Here is an 18,029-nt window from a genome sequence, read left to right as displayed (position 1 = left end):
TTAAAGGGCTCGAAACAGACCAAAACAGAATGCTTTCAAGATCTTAAATTCAGATCGCATTGATGAACCAAACCTGGAGGAGCCTACACGCTTGGAACAGGTAATAGAAAAAGACTCAACAGTCAAACTACGATTAAGAGATAGAAAGGCATAATATGTACCAACAGAATCCCACAAGCAAGGTGAAGGTATCAGCTCCAAAGACCTCCGACAATAACATTTCATCCCGGTAAAAAGATCAGGGCAATTATAGATTAAACGAGAAAGATAGGAAGATAGTGTTTCCGAAAAGCGTGGGAACTTATTACGACTACATAGCAACACATCACAATTTCGGGAAAATGCGTGTTGAATAATCAATGGAATAGAAGTTGCAGGGTGCTGGCCATCAGCATCAAGTGTCATAATTATTGAAGGGGAAAGCTTAATTGCAAGTTTTAGACCAATTAAAATAGAGCGATCATAGCCAAGGTTACGGGAATTGGAGTGAACAATACAGCCTTTATCTGATGCAATTGAAAAGGTGTCATCACTACTACAGTCATCAATCACAATGATGTGATCAAAGTATTGAGAGATAGACTCGATAACTGACTTAAGAGAAGCGCTCTCGTTATATGCTGGTATTACGGCTACTTTAGACATCAGAAGAGTTAACCGAAGAAAAGGTAACTAACTCACCTTTAGGAATTGAAGTGTGTAAGCTTCGGCCTATAAGATCACTGATGGAGAAGGGAGGGAGACCGTCAGGAGGACAAGGACGGAGAGCAACGAGATGTTCGGATGATAGGACAGTTCCAGCAGGGAGGTCAGCTGCGGCACGAATGGCACGGCGTTGAACAACATATGTATTCGTCTCGTTTTCTTCAACACGCTTCACACCGTCGCCTAGGGCATTTTCGAGCTGTCGAGTGGAGGTAACCATCTCGGTCCAGGCAGAAGGTGACATGGAAAATTTATGATCAGGACCAGAGCGAGAAGGATCGTCAGTGAAATGCTTTTCAATCACACGTGCACCAAGAGCAACAGAACCTAAAACTGTTGCGTGACCAGGTGTGTGATCTGAGAGGCCCAGAATGGTTTCAGGAAAGAGTTTGGAATAACACTTGAGTACATTCAAATTAATAAATTGAAAGTTTTCCAAAGAACCAGTATAATTAGTATTACATTGCATAAGAACGAGTTCGCTAGTCCTCGGCTCAAGAATTTTCATAGCAGAAATAACATCCGACAAGGAAGATGCACCAGTTGCTAAAAGGACAGGCTTGCTTCGGTGAGTTAAATTAGAAATCAGTTCATGCCAAGAAATATCACCTGAACCTATTTTCCAAGCCGAGACGAAGGGTTCAAGATAATCCAAAATATCCAAATCATAAGGAGATGTAAAGTACTCAATACCACATTCCTTGCATGTATCATGAAGATGATGAGTCCACTCTAGTGATATTGATGCTTTATCGTAAACGGAGTAAACAGATTCACCCCAGGAAGATTGATGACTAGCTATATCGCCTAAACTTCGAAAACCATGATCAGAAACAATAGTAGATGCCTTGAAGTTCTGGAACTTAGCAGCGTTGGCACCTGAATCTGCAGCTAATTTAATTAGATCTTGGGCTCTAGAAAGACTACCATCGTGATTAGCGGCAATATCGGCAATAAAATAAGTAGGGCAGCTATTGCCGATCCATGAGTTGCCAATCTGAAAAGCAGAAGATGAGGAAATGGTCATATCAGGTAGGCGACTAGTCATAAGTAAAGACGGGCCTTGTATTGGACTACTAGATTAGCAATTACTTGAGAAGGAGAGGGCATAGGCATGCTGAGAAGAGATTCAACCTTTGAACAGTCAAGCCCAAGAAAACGCGAACGCCTGGGACTAAGATCTAAAACAGATGATTCATTATGCCAATCAAGTTTTATATTAAATTCGCGGGCCAAAAGACTGGAAAACTCAAGTTTGGAAAGCTGTGATGAGGCACCAATATTGTAAATCCCAGAGGCAGAGATCAAACAAGGATTCATGCATATACGAACAAAAGATTCAACATCAATGGAAGAAGTATAGAAATCGGTAAAAAGATTTAAAGAGAAGCGATTTAAAAGAGAGTCAATAAGCCACTCGACAAATGTCGGACGGTGCGCAATACCTCGAAAGCCAACAATATTAGTTCGTATAACGAGTACTGATGGGTTAAGTAAAACAAATCTCTCAGCACAAAGCTTAGTAACGGAGTAGTGATTTAATGGGGAAAGAGAAGCTGTTTCTGAATGCAGGATGCAGGAGTCATCGAAGAAATGATCAGAGGAAATATGGATAAGCTTGGCTTTGATACGAAAACACAGATCAGCCAAAAAACGTGGGAGCAAGGAGTTGACCTTAAATGCATCAAGAGGATGATTCTCACAATATTGAAGGGAGGTTATAGCCAGGCAATTAATGACAATAGAAGGTTGAATATCGACTAAAAATAGCTCTAATTTAGTAAGTGCATCTAAGGCTAGTATGTCAATGCTAAGATCAGGGGAGACACGGGAGACGGTAAAAACTTTAAAATTATTAGCCGCGAGATAATTACAAAAGGCCTGGCCTGCCATGCCAGAGGAACCAATGACGCATACAGACTGCATAGAGCAAATCTAGCTACTTACTGGATTGTTTGATCGTACCAGATGTACTAATATTAAAGGGAAACAGATGCATTGAGTAGTGAATCAAGCAGATGTATTTCTAAAAGGCGAGGGTGATGCATGGTTCTTAAGAAATCACAAAGCGGATGAAAAACCAACAATCAGTGCTTCAAGGCAAATGCTCGGAAGATGGATTCAAGAGAACTGCAGAGATATAAGAAAAATATTAGAGATAGGAGCGGGAAGTGGCTATCCATTAGCGTATTTAGCCGAATCAAGTAAGAGCAAGGGAATCGGGATTGAACCTTCTTCACATGCAATAGAAAGCTGGAAAAAGCGTAAGCAGATGAAAACGACAGATGTTGAATTAGTCAAGGGAGTAGCAAATAAACTACCTTTTGATGATTCAAGTTTTGACTTAGTAGGCTTTGGGTTTTGCCTATATTTGATTGACAGATTGGATGTATGCCAAGCCATCAAGGAAGCAGATCGAGTCCTAAGAATTGGGGGATATATGTATATCGAAGATTTTGATCCTATCACGAGATACTCCAACGAGTATGAACATAAGAAGGGTATCAAGAGCTTTAAAGATAATTATTACAAATATATGAGCAATTCTGGGCACTACTCAATAGTGCGTCATGCATCTTATGGGTTTTCTTCAGATAGATTCAACCCTCGTGAAAATGAAAGAGTTTCTATGACTTTACTCTACAAGAACAAAGGTAATATAGAAAAAAGCATTGAGTTACAAACATTACACTCTGATATGATTGAAAATCTTGATAATGGACCAAATGAAACCGATTGATTTAGCAAAAGAGCTTTATCCAATCCATAGAAGCATAACGGGTGAGGGAGTAAGAGAGAGCCTAAAAGTAATCAAAGAATTTATAGATATTTTGGAAATAAAATCCTATAAGAGTGGGGAAAAATGTTTCGACTGGGAAATCCCGCCGGAGTGGTCTATCAAAAGCGGATGGATAAAAGATTTACAAGGAAATAAAGTTATTGACTTGCACGATAACAACTTACATGTAATCAGCTATTCAGACAGAGTACAAGGAGTAATGAAGCGAGAAGATTTGATGAAGAAAATTTATACGATACCTAAACAACCAAACGCGATTCCATACATCACTTCGTACTACGATAAGAACTGGGGATTCTGCATGAGCGAAAATCAAAAACAAGAGATGAAAGATGAATATTACGAGGTAAACATTGACAGCGACTTTGATGAAGCAGGGGAGATGAATTACGGAGAAATATTGATACCTGGAAAGTCCAGCAAAGAAGTACTATTATCAACATATATATGCCATCCATCGATGGCAAATAATGAAATATCGGGTCCGGTAGTATCGGCATTTGTATCGAAATGGCTACAGCAATTAGCCAATAGAAAATATACATACAGGATATTATTTCTTCCCGAGACAATTGGATCAATTGCATATATATCAAAAAATCTAGATTATCTAAGGGCTAAATTGATAGCAGGTTTTGTATTGACATGTATTGGAGATACACGAAATTATTCGTATGTGCCATCAAAATACGGAAAAACACTGGCTGATGAAGCCGCGAAAATAGCTTTATTCTCAATTGATAAATCTTTCAAGCAGTTTACATGGAATGATCGAGGAAGTGATGAAAGACAATACTGTGCTCCAGGTGTTAATCTACCAGTATGTTCAATTATGCGAACTAAATATTGTGAGTTCCCGGAATATCATTCGTCATTAGATGATTTTAATCTGGTCACAAATATAGGCTTGGAAGGCGGTATAGAAGCCATAAGAAGAACAATACAAGTAATTGAGTCAAACGAAATCCCAGAGTGTAAAATTAAGTGTGAGCCACAATTAGGGAGGAGAGGGCTTTATCCGTCCATATCCAACAGAGACAATTATAAAAAAGTACAGAACATGCTTAACGTTATAAGTTACTGCGATGGGAGCAATGATATGATAAGCATATCAAAATTGTGCAAATTAGACTACTTTTCAACCAAAGAGATAGTAGATGCTCTGAAAGAAAAGGGGATACTTAGGGTAGTGCATTAATGGAACTGCGCCAAGGTATTGGGAAATTTTGGAAGCACATGTTAGAATAGAAGAAATTTTATATCAGATACATAAAGTGATGCAAGAAAAACCTAAGCTATACATTTTAGGAGGGGGTCTAGCAGGAATATCGATAGCAATAAATAAGAAACATGATTTTGACGCCACAATAATTGAAAGTTCTGAGCAACTCGGAGGGTTGCTAAATGGTATACAAATCAATGGAAACCAATATCCAATTGGTGCTCATTTCTTGAGGAAGTCGGGAAACACAGAACTCGACGAGGTTCTATTTTCAGAACATTATAAATGGAAGTACTTTGATGTATTAAGTGCAGCGAGTACAAGTTTTGGATGTATTGACACAGACACAGGATTTCTAAATATTAATAGCTCGAGCACAAGCTTCAAGTTAAGTTTTTATATGCATCTCTTAAAGAATTTGTTGAAGAATATATTCCTCAAAAGAAGCGAGAAACATCCTGATAATCTATTAGAAATGATCAAAGTTCGTTTTGGGGCAATGGTTGCCGAACAGTTTAACAATCTAAGCAATAAATATTACGGATTAGACCTTGAAGAACAAGAAATAGATTCGATTGATCCACTTGCATGTACAGATAGAGTCAAGTGTCTAACACCAAGGCAGACTATTTTGCTAAAGAAAATTGCATATTTTGATCGTAAAATTGCATATCATAGGTCGACCTCCACAGGGCTATTAAAACAAAATTTTGTCCCATATCAATTACAATACAAAGAATGGTGGCACGCAATTGCAGAAAATCTGAAAGAATTAAGCATAAATCTAGTCATGAATACACAAGTAGTTGAAGCTAACCCAGAAAAACTAGTCCTTAATAGTCTAAATGCAAGTAGCGAAAGGAGGTATCATGAAATAAAGTTACGAGAGGGGGATACTTATATAGATACCATAGGGCTAATAAAAAGAACCGCAGCGAATCAGACACATACAACTTTACTATTCTTTGAAAGTGATCAACAGCCATTAATAAGAAATCATTTCGTAACATCCTATACATCAAGAGATGTCTTTTCTAGAATTACTTTGTGTAGAAACATTGGCGGTAATCATAATGGATTTGTAGTTGAAATCGTCCTTAGAAAAGAGAGGATGCCTAGCATTGAAGTATTAGAATCAACTTGCATTGATCAGATGAAGGAGTATGCAATCATATCTAGGAGCGCTAAAACAAAACTAGTAAAATATATAAATTTGCGCGCAAAAGGGTTTAGACCTAAATTACTAACTAATAAAGCACTAGATGCTGGCAAAAACAAAAGCTACGGGATTCAAAATAATGAAAATTGGTTTATGGGAGAGATAGCGAATGCCAAATAAGTACACAATTGAAGAGTGCATAGTAGGTGAGGATTGGGATAAGATTCACTCAACAAGGTCAACAAGTAAAAACATATTTCTATCATCAACATTGATCAATTCTCTAGATGTGCCAATTTATTCATTTTATATATGCAAGGGAAATGAAAAGTTAGCCTCATTCGTGGCGCCAATGAATAGGGATAAAAATAGGATAATAAGCCATGATTTTTTTATATATAACGGTATCACACACTTTTCATGTAATAATCAAAATAAATCACAGATCTTATCTATGAATTTAAGCGTACAAGAAGAGCTTGCCAAGTACCTAGATTTTAGGTTTGATGAGGTGATATTTTCTACACACCCATCAATTAAAGACATAAGATCATTTTTATGGCACAACTATAATACTAATTGCAGAAAGTTCGAAGTTGAAATGCGATTTACATCTTACATTCACTTGGATGACGAGCCAGAATCATTTCGAGACTTAAAAGAAAACAAATTATTCAGAAACTGCTCATCGGCCAGGAAACAAGAAATCAGATATTCTCAAAGAAAAGGAGTAACAACAGAAATGACAACTGAGATTAGTTCATTTGTGGATTTATATAGAAAAACCTTTGAGAGGCAAAACATCTCAGTCGGAGAAGAAAAATTAATTGAGCTGAAAGAATTTCTGGAATCACTGAATAGAGCTGGACTGCTCCTAATCTTTAATTCATACAGCGAGGACGGTAATTTAGGAAGCATAGCTATATTCTTAGTTCAACATGATCAAGCATGTTATTTGTATGGGGCAAGTGATCCAGAGCAAAGAGGCTCTCATACAGGAACGGCAGTACTTTGGGAAGCTTTTGAAGAACTAACTCGGCGAAACGTTGAGGTAGTCGATTTAGAAGGAATCAACAGCCCTAAACGTGGCTGGTTTAAAACAAGCTTTGGTGGTACAATTGAAAGATACTTTTCATTAGCATTAAATAATAAATGAAACAAGTCAGCTACACCAAAAGGTATGAGGAGCTATATCAAAAGGGCTATCAGATTAATAAATATCCATACGATTTAGTTGTTTCAAATGTACTTAAAAATTTCCCTAAAGAGGACCCAACTTATAGGTATAAAGCGTTAGACCTCGGTTGTGGAGTTGGAAACCATGTCAAATTTCTAGCCATGGAAGGATTTGATGTCTGGGGAGTTGATAGCTCACCTACTGCCTTAAAGATAGCGAAAAACATGCTAGACGAAGCAAACTTGACAGCACAATTGATTGAAGATAATTTACTCAACATAGACAACTATCCAAATAAATATGATCTAATACTTGATCGTCAGTCTTTATCGAATCTAACCTGTAAGGATATTCAAATTGTCATAGACAAGGCAATTACTATGCTTAACCCTGGTGGGAAATTTATTTCATTTATGTTCAACAAAGAACATCCTGGATTTTCAGAACTTAAATATGCAAAAGAAATCGAAAAAGACACATGGAGCTTTGAAAGTGAATACAAAAGCAGTTGTTTTAGCAATATAAATCAGATTACTCTGATTGACTTAGATACTTATAAATCATTTTTTCACAGACTAGAGCCCTTATCGATTATTAACAATAGCCAGAAATGTATTGTAAGCAAAGAAGGAATTTCTGAATATGTAGGGGTATTCAGGAAGCCTTGAGGAATTGGTAAGAAGACACTAGTGCAAATCGTGTAGATTCGAAGAGTAAGCTGGCTAATTTGGAGTAAATAAAAACACGTTATTTTTAGAAATCTTTTGAACCTTAGTTTTTGTATTTAGTTGTAGAGCTTTATTAGCAGATATAAGCCGCCTCGTAATCTCAGTGACAGAGTAATGGCGCGATTTACCTGCAAGTGGCGGTTTATCTCCAACAAAAGAAGCAATAAGCTGGGCGGAATAAGACTGAGAAAATTTAAGATCTATACTTGAGTAAAAATCTCTGATAACACTAAGGGTATAAGAGAGATTAGATAATTTGGGGAACCCTAGCTTAAAAGAATTGAAAAGCTCAAACACATCATCATTTATATGTTGCATATTATTTTGAAGAACATTGTCAAGATGAAGATTTTCAGTGTGGCACGGTTTATTAGAGAAGCCTTGAGAAAGCCATGATTTCTGCACGCATTTTAGGAGTTGATCCATTGAGTCCGGTTTATATCTGCTAACAATATTACTCACAGATTGTTTACGAATATCTCCATAAACTCGAGAAATATCAATGGCCGGTATGTTAGTGAGTTCCGACTCTAAACCAAGAGTACAGCCAGCGTGAATAACAGCTTTAGATGCTTTTATCCAAGGGACCGGGCTATCTCTGCAGATGATATTGATATTTCGAGACTTGACCAAATTTTTGTGCCAGTAAAATGGATCGGCAACAGGATGAGGTCGAAATATAAAATTAATGCTTGGGAAACTTATAACCAGTGTATTTATTATTTTGGAAAATTGATCACGTGAACGAAGACTTTTTTGATGATAATTTTGGTTAAACTCAATTAATTCCTCTTTTTTATTAGTTTCCGAAACCCATTTAAACTCTGGTCGAGTGTCTAGAGGAGCGCCAACACCAAATATTTCAAGCCCAAAGTTATCGGAAATGAGAATAAAGTCCCCAAAAATCTGTTGGATTGAGTTTGTGTACTGCTCAAAATAATCTGATCCAATAGGACCAAGTAAATCGATCCTGCTATTAGAACATGATGAGGACTTGGCGCGTAACAAAGGATGGAGGTCATCAGGTGCCGCGTCACACATTTGGTCAACTTCTCTTTGGCACCATGCAAAAATCTTAGAAGTAGAATTTACTGATCGCGAATTAATTCCAGGAAATGAAATGCTGGAATTCAGCATAATGTCATTGATACCCTCCTCAAAGATCAAACCATTAAATCCACCATTTTCGGTAATTGGCTCATACCATAAATTAGTTCTTGGTTCATTATAAATAGGTCTACCGGCACCGACATGAAATAGCTGAGGGAAACGTTGGTAAAGTGGTGAAATATTATATTCATGACCAAAAACTACTTGGTGACCTTCTGAAAGCAAAATTGCAGCAAGAAATATTCTAGAATCAATTTCACGATCCCAGACATGCAACGGTAAAACTGCTAGACCCATAATAAATATAAAAAGACAGTCGAGAAAAATCTTTTCGCCAATCCTAGCATAATATTGCGAGAATTTAATTGATATGATTCAGATTGGCCTAAAGAAACCCGAAGGGAAACAGTCTCAAAAAATAGTATGCATACGTATCGAAGAAGGCATAGGATATACTTAATCTCAGAAATAGTAATTCATACATTCTCTAGAGGATTTATAGCCAAATAAAAGATTAATTAATTCAAGCAAATGTATTAGTCTGGCATCGATATGGACCAAGGTTTTTAAGGAGCGTTGTGATATATAAACTACTGAAATTCATGAACTAACTGCAGTTGCGAAAGACAGCCTAAATTCAAAATGGGAATATAAATGCTTATATTGATGCACTATGTTAGATATTAAGACTCAAAAGGTCTGAAATTGAGCTATGATTTAAGCCTTTTGAATTGAACTCCAAACAGAGGAAGAGAAGGACTTTAGGGAGGTAGAATATGTATTTGACAGGAGAAAAGGTTCAAACATTTCGCTAATATAGTTAGGGAAGATAACATTATCTAGACGATCATATGGAACAGAGATTGCAAGACGGTCTTTATGTTTTTTTAGATTTATCTCGTGAGAATCTCTTGTTATGGTTATGCTGTATCTTGGTATAAAGAATGAAAGTGCGTCAATGCGGGCTTGCAAAGTAGACATCTGAATGACTTTCTGAACAATTTTGTGAAGTAATCTTTTGTCTAGATGCCTATACTCAAAATGCTCTTTACTCAATGAGTAGAGAACTTCTACAAACTCCTCGTATGCAACAGTATCAGACAAAAAATTAGAAGCTTCTTGAGCAAGTGCTTTAAGCTGATTGGGGTCCACAATAGAGTCTGAATAACTTGATTGCTTTCTAAGTGCGGTTTCTTTTCCACGAACATATAAGGGAAGCGAAAATGGAACAATATCACCTACTAAAAGAAGACTTAAAGAAAATAGATGCTGAAAAAGCTTCATAGAATACCCAAGAGATTCGAGTGTAGACTGAGTGAGTTCCTTAGTGAACATATTTAGAACAATCTTTAATTTTTTGGCATTATAAATCGTATAATAATCTACTGATAAAGGGCTAAAATACTTGTATAGATACTCGTCAACAGATCTTGCCGGAACAAGATTCTTTTTGGTTATAATTTCCGAAGAAATTAAATATGGATTAAGGGAAATAGATTCTTCAGTTACTTTTTCAAGATGGAGAGTAATGGCAGAAACGGAAGAAAAATTAGGATAAAAACTTAATTTATCAATTATACTTTCGACGGATGATGGAACATAAAAGTCATCATCAGCCGCTAAGAGTACATATTCCGATTCTGATTGAGAAAGCGCAAGTTCAAGCCTTTCTAAGTAGGTATGTGCTCCGCAAAATTGGACTAACTTAGGATTACTAATAGGCAATAATTTTGACGATGGATGCCTTGCAATAATAACTTTATCAGCAATGGACAAAAAATTATTTATAGAAGGCAAGACTTGATCGTGAGGTCTAGCCGAAACGCAGATAATATCCATTGAAAATATTCTGATGTTTACATCATATCATATTTCCATAATGGTACTGAGCAAATGGCATTAATAAATGCTGATTGATGTCTATGATTCTAAGTAATCCTTTTTAAATAGCCATCCGGCGCTACGCTAATCGAAAGCTTGTTATCAATATCCTTATCAATCTCAAACTCGGGATGACTTTTAAGCCATTCATGTAGAGCGGTTTTGGGATTGTTACCTACATCCCATGGGCGATCAGGGAATGATGAAGCCGGCAAGTCTTCAATAACAGTGTCAAATACAATGCAGTAGCTGCCCACGGAAACGAGATCGGCATAGGCATTCAGCTCAGCTAGAACATGCTCGTGGGTATGGTTGGAATCTAAGGACAGCAGCACCCGTTCAACACCATCAGCGTGGCTACGAACTTGCTGGATGATGGCAGAATCGATCGAGGATCCCTGAATAAGCTCCATCTTGAAGCGCAGGGGATGCTCATCGAGGGCTTTGCGATTGTGAGGGCGTATATCAATATCAACTCCAACAACCTTTCTAGAAGATTCACGTGGATTGAGTCCTTCCATCACATCGAGCAGGCAGAGCATAGAGGCGGAGAGAACAAGAGAACCACCATGGGCAATGCCGGTCTCGATTATCAAAGTTGGATTAGAGTTAAAAACAGTTTCTTGGTATTGAACTATGTCCTGTGGGTATTGGATTAAAGGTCGCCCTAAGCATTCAAAGTTATAAGAATACATATGCCTATTGGCTAAATTTAACCAATTTTTAGAAGCACTGATAAAAGAGGGATCGCCCGCTTGCTGTTTGATATTCTTTCTGCAGTCAGATTTGAAGTCATACATAGTGATTAATCCTCTCTCTCAATGCGAATGGTGACTTCATATTTTATACCATCATCGATAAAAGTACAGCCTGGATGTCCAGCGAAGGTCCTAGCCCGTAAACGATTCAATAGATCTCTAACTGTTGTAAGTTGATCTAAACAAAGAGACGATGCCTTGATCAATTCGGAAGAATGGTGGTAGGAACCTATAATTTTTGGTTGATATCTTGGCTTATAAGTGCTCGACCTTAAATTTGGATAAAACTCAACAAACAAATCAAACATTGCAAGAAGCGATTTATTGTATAGAGTTTCTCCTGTATCAGTCCAAGAGATAGGAATTTCTCTTTGAACCAAAATCATGCCGGTATCTATTCCTGAATCTATTTTATGCAGAGTCACGCCAAAAGGAGTCTCAGATACTATCGACCAAAAATTAGGATGCTTTCCTCTATTAAAGGGCAATAAACTCGGGTGAGTATTTATAAAACCACGACTAGTGAGGTTTAACAAAGGCTCATGAATAATAGATGGCCACCATAAAAGCAAGCCGAAATCAAATACCAAAGAGGCATTGCATATATAGGCCAGTAAAGATTGTTCTGATTCAAAGACAATGGCTGGCAAATTATGGCTAATTGCCAACTTGTAAATAGGATCAACACCAGTTGTTACCACTAACGAAATATCGGACTTATAATTCGATATTAGCCATTCTAGGCAATTTAATCCAACGGAACTATGAGCGAAAACAATAACGCTTTTATTCATAAAAAGATACGGCTTAATTACCTCAAGATTTCTTTTTTTGTCCAACAAAAATCAAATGCTTTTCTGAACCTTGATCATCTCTGTATATACCATCATAATAACCTTTAGTGTGCAAAGGGGTGAAGATACTAAATTTGTCAATCAAGTCAGCTTCTGAATCAGTGAAATTAATAAAGTGATCATTGATAGACAGACCAGGTCTATTTTTATCCTGGTCTCTATGAAATTTTACAAAATGCAGGCCATCGGATGAAGGGGTGCTCATATCAAAGTACCACGATGAAATATGCATCATAGTTGCTATAAAATAACCACCTGGCTCTAGCATATTATTTAGAGAGATAAGTCTTTTTTTCAAATCAGTGTCACTCAAGTAATAAAGAGTCTGGAAGGAGACAATAATCTTAAATTTGATACCTGGAAACCAAATATCATCTGCGTTGCATATTGGACTAATACATTTAAAATTAGAGGAGAGATTGGGAATGCGCTCTTTTATTCGGGAAATATCAACTTTACTTTGGTCAACTCCATGAACATTGAAACCTCTATCAGCGAAGAACTTGCAGTTTCCTCCTGCACCGCAACCAAAATCTAGTAAATTCGGGTGTGATGAACCATCAAGACCAAACTGATGTTTAATAACCCTGCCATATAGACGAAAGGCATATGTCTCGGGATTCGGCGTGTCATAAACGGCCTGACTCCAGTACTCAGCGTTGGCTTGGAGGTAATCCATCATAACAATCCTTTTTGTTGAAAAGTGCTTTTAACCAAGTCGTGTTGAAAAACACCTACAGAAGAGAGAAGATCAATGGTGGGCTTCATTCTGTCTTTAAGGCGTACACGATTCCATTCGTCATTATTATATTTTAAATCAATCGCGTCGCGAATTACCTCCTCAGCAAAACCAAGTTTTGCTAAAGATACATAATATATATCAGTACGAGGCTTCCCTAAGACAATCATACTTTCACAAATGTTTATCCCGAGTACTGTTTGCTCATAATCTGTCATTTGCCCCCACAAGATGGGCAATAATTCAGCAAAATATTTAGCATGAAAGACTTCATCAACTAGATGATCTTTAAACATTGACACGATTGGCTCATGAACAACGGATTTCATTTCAGAGGAAATATCGGCAACTATTTGATTTTCCGCAACAAAGACAATGGCAAGGTCGGACAGATAAGAATATTTTTTGTCAAATTGGGACCCAATTTGAGAAATTTTGCTAAAGTGAATGTTTACAACACTAGATATCTCATGTTCAGGCAGTTTGAAGTGAGCTATAATTTGGTTGGCAAGTTTTTTCGTGAAATATGAATGATATCCTTCATCAGTGTAAATCTTGAGTGCATCTAGCTTAAATTCATCACTGATAACATATGTGTAATTGCCAAAAGCAAGATCTTGAGCCACTTTATTGACACACTCAATCTCAAATCTAGCTTGTTTAGTTACAAACTCTAAAAGCTGAAGACCCATAACATAATTAATATCATCTTCGCTCAAGTCTGCGAACAGTGGCAGGGATAAAATGCCAGAATATCCTGATAAATGCCAAGTTTTAGATGAGGCCGAGTTCGCGGCTAAATTCAAATCATATGTATTTGGGTTGGAACGAACTGACGAAGTAGAATCCCACCTATCGCTCGCTGAAAGCAATGCCCTGTTCATAAAGACATACTCGAAGGATCCAAGTTAGCGTACATTGCGATCATGTGTGGCTTGGTGTTGTGTTAGACTAACATCTAATAATACTCAGAAGAAAAATCAATCATTTTACAGGATACGTCAAGTAAAACTTATCGCCATCTTTACGCCAAAGATGTGGGGTCCTAAATCTGTCAACTATTTCCCTGAATTCATCGATTGTAAGATTTAAATACTCAAGGATTTCGTCCATTAAGTTATAGGGCTCTTCAGAGCCGTATTTATTTACAAGAGCTACAGCTTCTTCACGTTCAAGCTTGCCAGTGCGCACCTCTTGGGCAGCATCCCAAGTACATCTGCCCATGCCAAACTTTATCAATTGCATATAAAAATGAAGATCTTCTAAAACATCATCAATGCCTGCATATTTTGAAAATGAACCATCTTTTCTTTTTTCGTTAGGTACAAACCCGGTATTCTTGACTGCATAATAATAATTTTCCTGGGGAACCCATTTACGGTAGTAGGACATATAATGAACTTCAATTCCTGCATTTTTTACTTCATCTATCGAAGGTGACTTATAAGGATTGAGATCATTAAGTGTGATCCCATAAGATTCAATTAAGTCCTTTAAGGACACACCAGCCAGATAATAATCATTCAATGTATCAGGACTAAAATCGAAACATGTGTACAGACCTGGGTCCATCAAGGGAGAGTAATTATCATCTTTATTGTTGCCGTACTCAGCAACATTTTCTCCATAAAATACAAGTTTAATATCATACTTTAACGCTGTAGCAGGGCCGACAACTCTCTGACCGGCGATAAATGGTTGAAAAGGATGACCTAAATTCTTAAACGCCAAAGAAGTTAATTTTTTTTGGACATCTCCACGAGGTGAATACAAAATATTTGCTTGGCCAGAATCTATTAGGCTAAAATAGTTTTCAAGGCCAATTGGTGTAAATTTATGTGGCTTCCAAGTGACTGTAAGGGGATTCATATTATATTTTTCTTTCAAAAGATGTGCCACATATCTAGAATCTTTGCCTCCACTTGCAGGCACTACAACATCATAATCACCATTTGATTTTCGATATTTATTGCAAAGTTCAATTAACTCTGATTCTCTCAGGTTCCAATCTATACTTGTTTCTTTTTCTTCAGCCCATAAGCATGCATCACAAACTCCACCCTCAAAGTTAGTTGTCTTTTTTTTGTCATTTATTTTGTGCTGCGACTCGTTAGAAGATATGGGCTTCTGATTGGATATAACGCACCTCGTGCAATACTCAACATTGAGTGGTAGGCCTGTAGGCGCCAAAGCACCAAAACCATCAGTCATTACTTCGCAAAAAATCTGCTTCAATTGAGTCTACAACAGCTTTCAAAAGAAGCAATCCGCTATGACCACTTTTCTCAGGATGAAACTGAAATCCTATATATCGACCTAATAGAATTGAGGCAGTAACAGATTGCTGGCCAATCATATATTTGAAAACTTCGCAATCATTTGTGGAATATATGTCTAATACTGCATATGAATGCGTGAAGTAGAAATAGCTTGACTGCAATATGTTCCCCCATTGCGGAGATTTTAACCGCAAGTTATTGCCCAAAGGCAAGCATTTTTCGATTTTTTTCCAACCAACAGAGGGTAATTCCTGAAATTTATTTATTCTGCTTACATTAAAAGGGAACAAATCTAGACATTCACTAGAGATATTTTCGCTTGATGATTTACACATAAATTGAAAACCTAAACATATACCAATAACATAATGTCTAGACAATGCAATAAGTTTAGAAAGGTCGGCTATACTAATCTGGCACGATATTTCTTCGCATAGATGTGATATATTACCAACACCAGGAATTATTATAAGTGACTCATCACGGAGATCTTTAAATTCAGATACGCTCAATGGAACAGCATCTACATCCTGAGTTCTTAAAGCGGCAATGACAGATTTGTAATTAGATGTAGAAAGAGCTAAAACGAATACTTTCATGTCCGACGCACGCAGAGGCCAAGAGACTCTAATTGATTACGTAATGTATTTGTGTCAATATTATGAATATTTGGAATGGATGACAAACTAAAGGAGTTGGCTCCATAGTTTTTGGAAAAGTGGAAAATATCAGAAGAATTGCGTATACCTCCAGAAATAATAATAGGCAGCGCACACGAAGAAAATGCTATTTCTGCAAGGTCGTCGGGAAATCTTGAAGAAGTACCTTCACTATCAATAGATGTAAGATGAATTTCACCAACACCAAGATCGTAAGCATTAGATAACCATTCTTTTACAGAAACATCTGAGATTTCTCTAGACCCATGAGTTGCACACATATAACGACCTTCGTAATATTTGGCATCGACTTGGAGGATAACAGCTTGACGACCACAGCTGTTACTAATCGATTTTAAAATACTAGGATTTTCAATCGCTCCTGTATTTATAATAATTTTATCTGCACCAACTTCTAATGTTGCTTTTGCTTGAGTTTGATTGATAATAGCACCACCTACACTAAGAGGAACAGAGCAATAGTAATGTTTACCCTCTCTCAACAACCAGTTATCAAATCCGTACAAAGATGCTACATTATCAACTAAAACTATTTCATCGTACTCAAATATTCCAGAAGAGAATAACTGAAGCGAAGATTTAATTGAGCGTATCTTTTCGACACCTTCGCATTTAATTGTTTTAATATGATACCCGTTGCGGACATCTACTCTAGCGATAAGTCTAATCATTTAAAAGCTGAATTGGTTGACCAATCCGGAAGAAATAAGAGTTCAATATAATATCATATAACTTGAGACATTCAATGAAAGTTCTCGCGAGATGGGACAACATAATGATATTACAGAGGATGTTGGGAAGGCATAAAAATTTAGCTGAACAAAGCTTCGCGTACTGAATTGCAGACAAGTTCAATGTCTTCAGTAGACATGCAATACGAAGAGGGAAGATTCAACGCTCTAGTGTATATAGACTCAGAAAGAAACGGCTCATCAGAGGCTTTCCGACCTTTAATATTAATTGAACTCAGCGGCCAGAAAAATACCCTGGCATCAACTCCTTTTGATTTCAGGCGATCTAATAAAAGATCGCGACAAAATGAATATTCTTCGTGTAAAACCATAGTAGGCATCCAATAGCCATTGAAACACCCTTTAGGCTGGTTATTAAGGTTCAAAGGCAAATCAAAAAGCCGTTCTTCGTAGACGGAAAAAATATTGCGTTTTAGAGAAACCAGTTCATCAACTCTCTCTAGCTGTGCGCAACCTATAGCAGCCTGAATATTACTCATCTTGTATTTGAAACCAACCATATCTGGCCAGAACTGCTTGATCTGTCCTTTCGCTCGCCCATGGTTCGACAGCGTAAGAACCTGTTCGTAAAGATTAGGGTCGTTAGTGACGAACATCCCCCCCTCCCCAGTGGTGATCGTCTTTGTCCCATGGAACGAGAAGGCGCCAAAGCACCCCAAACTCCCGGCCCGCTTACCGTGGTAAACCGAACCAACAGCTTCGGCGGCATCTTCGATCACGGGTATGCCGTGACGCTCACCGATCGCCAAAAGCGCATCCATGTCACAGAGGTTCCCGTAGAGGTGCACAGCCACAATTGCCTTAGTCTTCGGCGTGATAGCGGCTTCCACTTGTTCGGGGTCCAGGCACCAGCTATCCGGCAGGATGTCCACAAACACCGGCGTAGCGCCCAGGTGCACGATCGGTGCGGCGGTGGCGATCCAATTGGTGTCGGCCATGATCACCTCATCGCCTGGCCCGAGCCCCAGTGCGTGCATGCCCATGTGTAAGGCGCCCGTACAACTGCTCGTGGCGATGGCGTACTTCACGCCAAGGTGGGCTTTAAAGGCCTCCTCAAAACGGACGATGTAGTCGTAACAGTGTTCACCCCAACCATTGGCTGCTGCGTCGGTCGCATACTGAACCTCAAGCGCCGTAATTGACGGCTTGGTGTAAGGGATTTTGCGAATCGATATGTCGCTCATA

General features: G+C 37.9%; 18 protein-coding genes. 5 read left to right on the top strand and 13 right to left on the bottom strand.

Annotation, left to right across the window (positions count from 1 at the left end; translation table 11 throughout):
* From FZZ90_RS06235 to FZZ90_RS06225, 3 genes are read right to left on the bottom strand one after another with little or no spacing between them, the layout of a single operon-like run.
* Positions 1-645, bottom strand: a complete 645-nt coding sequence (locus FZZ90_RS06235) for a glycosyltransferase family 2 protein (protein ID WP_226424857.1) — start codon at positions 643-645, stop codon at positions 1-3.
* Entirely contained in the window at positions 638-1,732 is a 1,095-nt protein-coding gene (locus FZZ90_RS06230) for an N-acetylneuraminate synthase family protein (RefSeq protein WP_226424856.1), read from the bottom strand. The genes FZZ90_RS06235 and FZZ90_RS06230 overlap by 8 nt, the downstream gene beginning before the upstream one ends.
* Positions 1,733-1,749: 17 nt before the next feature.
* Positions 1,750-2,631 (bottom strand): SDR family oxidoreductase, encoded by an 882-nt coding sequence (locus FZZ90_RS06225; RefSeq protein WP_226424855.1) that lies wholly within the window; start codon positions 2,629-2,631, stop codon positions 1,750-1,752.
* A 79-nt stretch (positions 2,632-2,710) separates the two neighbouring features.
* On the opposite strand from FZZ90_RS06225, the gene FZZ90_RS06220 reads away from it, so the two are divergent.
* Genes FZZ90_RS06220 through FZZ90_RS06200 form a run of 5 tightly spaced genes read left to right on the top strand, consistent with a single transcriptional unit; the run spans position 2,711 to position 7,731 of the window.
* Positions 2,711-3,445: a class I SAM-dependent methyltransferase gene (locus tag FZZ90_RS06220; RefSeq protein ID WP_226424854.1), complete on the top strand. Its 735-nt coding sequence runs from the start codon at positions 2,711-2,713 to the stop codon at positions 3,443-3,445.
* Positions 3,432-4,703 (top strand): DUF4910 domain-containing protein, encoded by a 1,272-nt coding sequence (locus FZZ90_RS06215; RefSeq protein ID WP_226424853.1) that lies wholly within the window; start codon positions 3,432-3,434, stop codon positions 4,701-4,703. The genes FZZ90_RS06220 and FZZ90_RS06215 overlap by 14 nt, the downstream gene beginning before the upstream one ends.
* A 28-nt stretch (positions 4,704-4,731) precedes the next feature.
* Positions 4,732-6,066, top strand: a complete 1,335-nt coding sequence (locus tag FZZ90_RS06210) for an NAD(P)/FAD-dependent oxidoreductase (protein WP_226424852.1) — start codon at positions 4,732-4,734, stop codon at positions 6,064-6,066.
* Positions 6,056-7,042, top strand: a complete 987-nt coding sequence (locus FZZ90_RS06205; protein ID WP_226424851.1) for a GNAT family N-acetyltransferase — start codon at positions 6,056-6,058, stop codon at positions 7,040-7,042. The genes FZZ90_RS06210 and FZZ90_RS06205 overlap by 11 nt, the downstream gene beginning before the upstream one ends.
* Positions 7,039-7,731, top strand: a complete 693-nt coding sequence (locus FZZ90_RS06200; RefSeq protein ID WP_226424850.1) for a bifunctional 2-polyprenyl-6-hydroxyphenol methylase/3-demethylubiquinol 3-O-methyltransferase UbiG — start codon at positions 7,039-7,041, stop codon at positions 7,729-7,731. The genes FZZ90_RS06205 and FZZ90_RS06200 overlap by 4 nt, the downstream gene beginning before the upstream one ends.
* A 54-nt stretch (positions 7,732-7,785) precedes the next feature.
* On the opposite strand, the gene FZZ90_RS06195 is transcribed toward FZZ90_RS06200, so the two are convergent.
* The 10 genes from FZZ90_RS06195 to FZZ90_RS06150 all read right to left on the bottom strand — a co-directional run bounded on the left by FZZ90_RS06195 (position 7,786) and on the right by FZZ90_RS06150 (position 18,028).
* Entirely contained in the window at positions 7,786-9,198 is a 1,413-nt protein-coding gene (locus FZZ90_RS06195) for a hypothetical protein (protein WP_226424849.1), read from the bottom strand.
* Positions 9,199-9,618: 420 nt separating this feature from the next.
* A complete protein-coding gene (locus FZZ90_RS06190) occupies positions 9,619-10,677 on the bottom strand; it encodes a hypothetical protein (RefSeq protein ID WP_226424848.1) in 1,059 nt (352 codons plus the stop codon).
* A gap of 152 nt (positions 10,678-10,829) precedes the next feature.
* Positions 10,830-11,582, bottom strand: a complete 753-nt coding sequence (locus FZZ90_RS06185) for a cephalosporin hydroxylase family protein (protein ID WP_226424847.1) — start codon at positions 11,580-11,582, stop codon at positions 10,830-10,832.
* 5 nt (positions 11,583-11,587) lie between these two features.
* The gene (locus tag FZZ90_RS06180) at positions 11,588-12,241 is read right to left on the bottom strand and encodes a formyltransferase family protein (protein ID WP_226424846.1); all 654 of its coding nucleotides are present in this window, start codon (positions 12,239-12,241) and stop codon (positions 11,588-11,590) included.
* Between the two features lie 115 nt (positions 12,242-12,356).
* Complete coding sequence (locus FZZ90_RS06175; RefSeq protein WP_226424845.1) at positions 12,357-13,073, bottom strand: bifunctional 2-polyprenyl-6-hydroxyphenol methylase/3-demethylubiquinol 3-O-methyltransferase UbiG; 717 nt, start codon at positions 13,071-13,073, stop codon at positions 12,357-12,359.
* A complete protein-coding gene (locus FZZ90_RS06170) occupies positions 13,073-14,017 on the bottom strand; it encodes a diiron oxygenase (protein WP_226424844.1) in 945 nt (314 codons plus the stop codon). Before FZZ90_RS06170 ends, FZZ90_RS06175 begins: the two co-directional genes overlap by 1 nt.
* A 100-nt stretch (positions 14,018-14,117) precedes the next feature.
* The gene (locus FZZ90_RS06165) at positions 14,118-15,344 is read right to left on the bottom strand and encodes an N-acetyl sugar amidotransferase (RefSeq protein WP_226424843.1); all 1,227 of its coding nucleotides are present in this window, start codon (positions 15,342-15,344) and stop codon (positions 14,118-14,120) included.
* Complete coding sequence (gene hisH, locus FZZ90_RS06160) at positions 15,337-16,011, bottom strand: imidazole glycerol phosphate synthase subunit HisH (RefSeq protein WP_226424842.1); 675 nt, start codon at positions 16,009-16,011, stop codon at positions 15,337-15,339. The genes FZZ90_RS06165 and hisH overlap by 8 nt, the downstream gene beginning before the upstream one ends.
* On the bottom strand, positions 16,008-16,763 hold the full coding sequence (locus FZZ90_RS06155) for a HisA/HisF-related TIM barrel protein (RefSeq protein ID WP_226424841.1): 756 nt from the start codon (positions 16,761-16,763) through the stop codon (positions 16,008-16,010). The genes hisH and FZZ90_RS06155 overlap by 4 nt, the downstream gene beginning before the upstream one ends.
* A 140-nt stretch (positions 16,764-16,903) precedes the next feature.
* On the bottom strand, positions 16,904-18,028 hold the full coding sequence (locus FZZ90_RS06150) for a DegT/DnrJ/EryC1/StrS aminotransferase family protein (protein ID WP_226424840.1): 1,125 nt from the start codon (positions 18,026-18,028) through the stop codon (positions 16,904-16,906).
* Position 18,029 lies beyond the last annotated feature (1 nt).

Source organism: Synechococcus sp. MU1617, assembly GCF_020514235.1.
In the GTDB taxonomy this organism is placed as follows: Bacteria; Cyanobacteriota; Cyanobacteriia; order PCC-6307; family Cyanobiaceae; genus Parasynechococcus.
The sequence above is the reverse complement of the archived record's forward strand: the minus strand, read 5'-3'. Positions and strand labels throughout refer to the sequence as shown.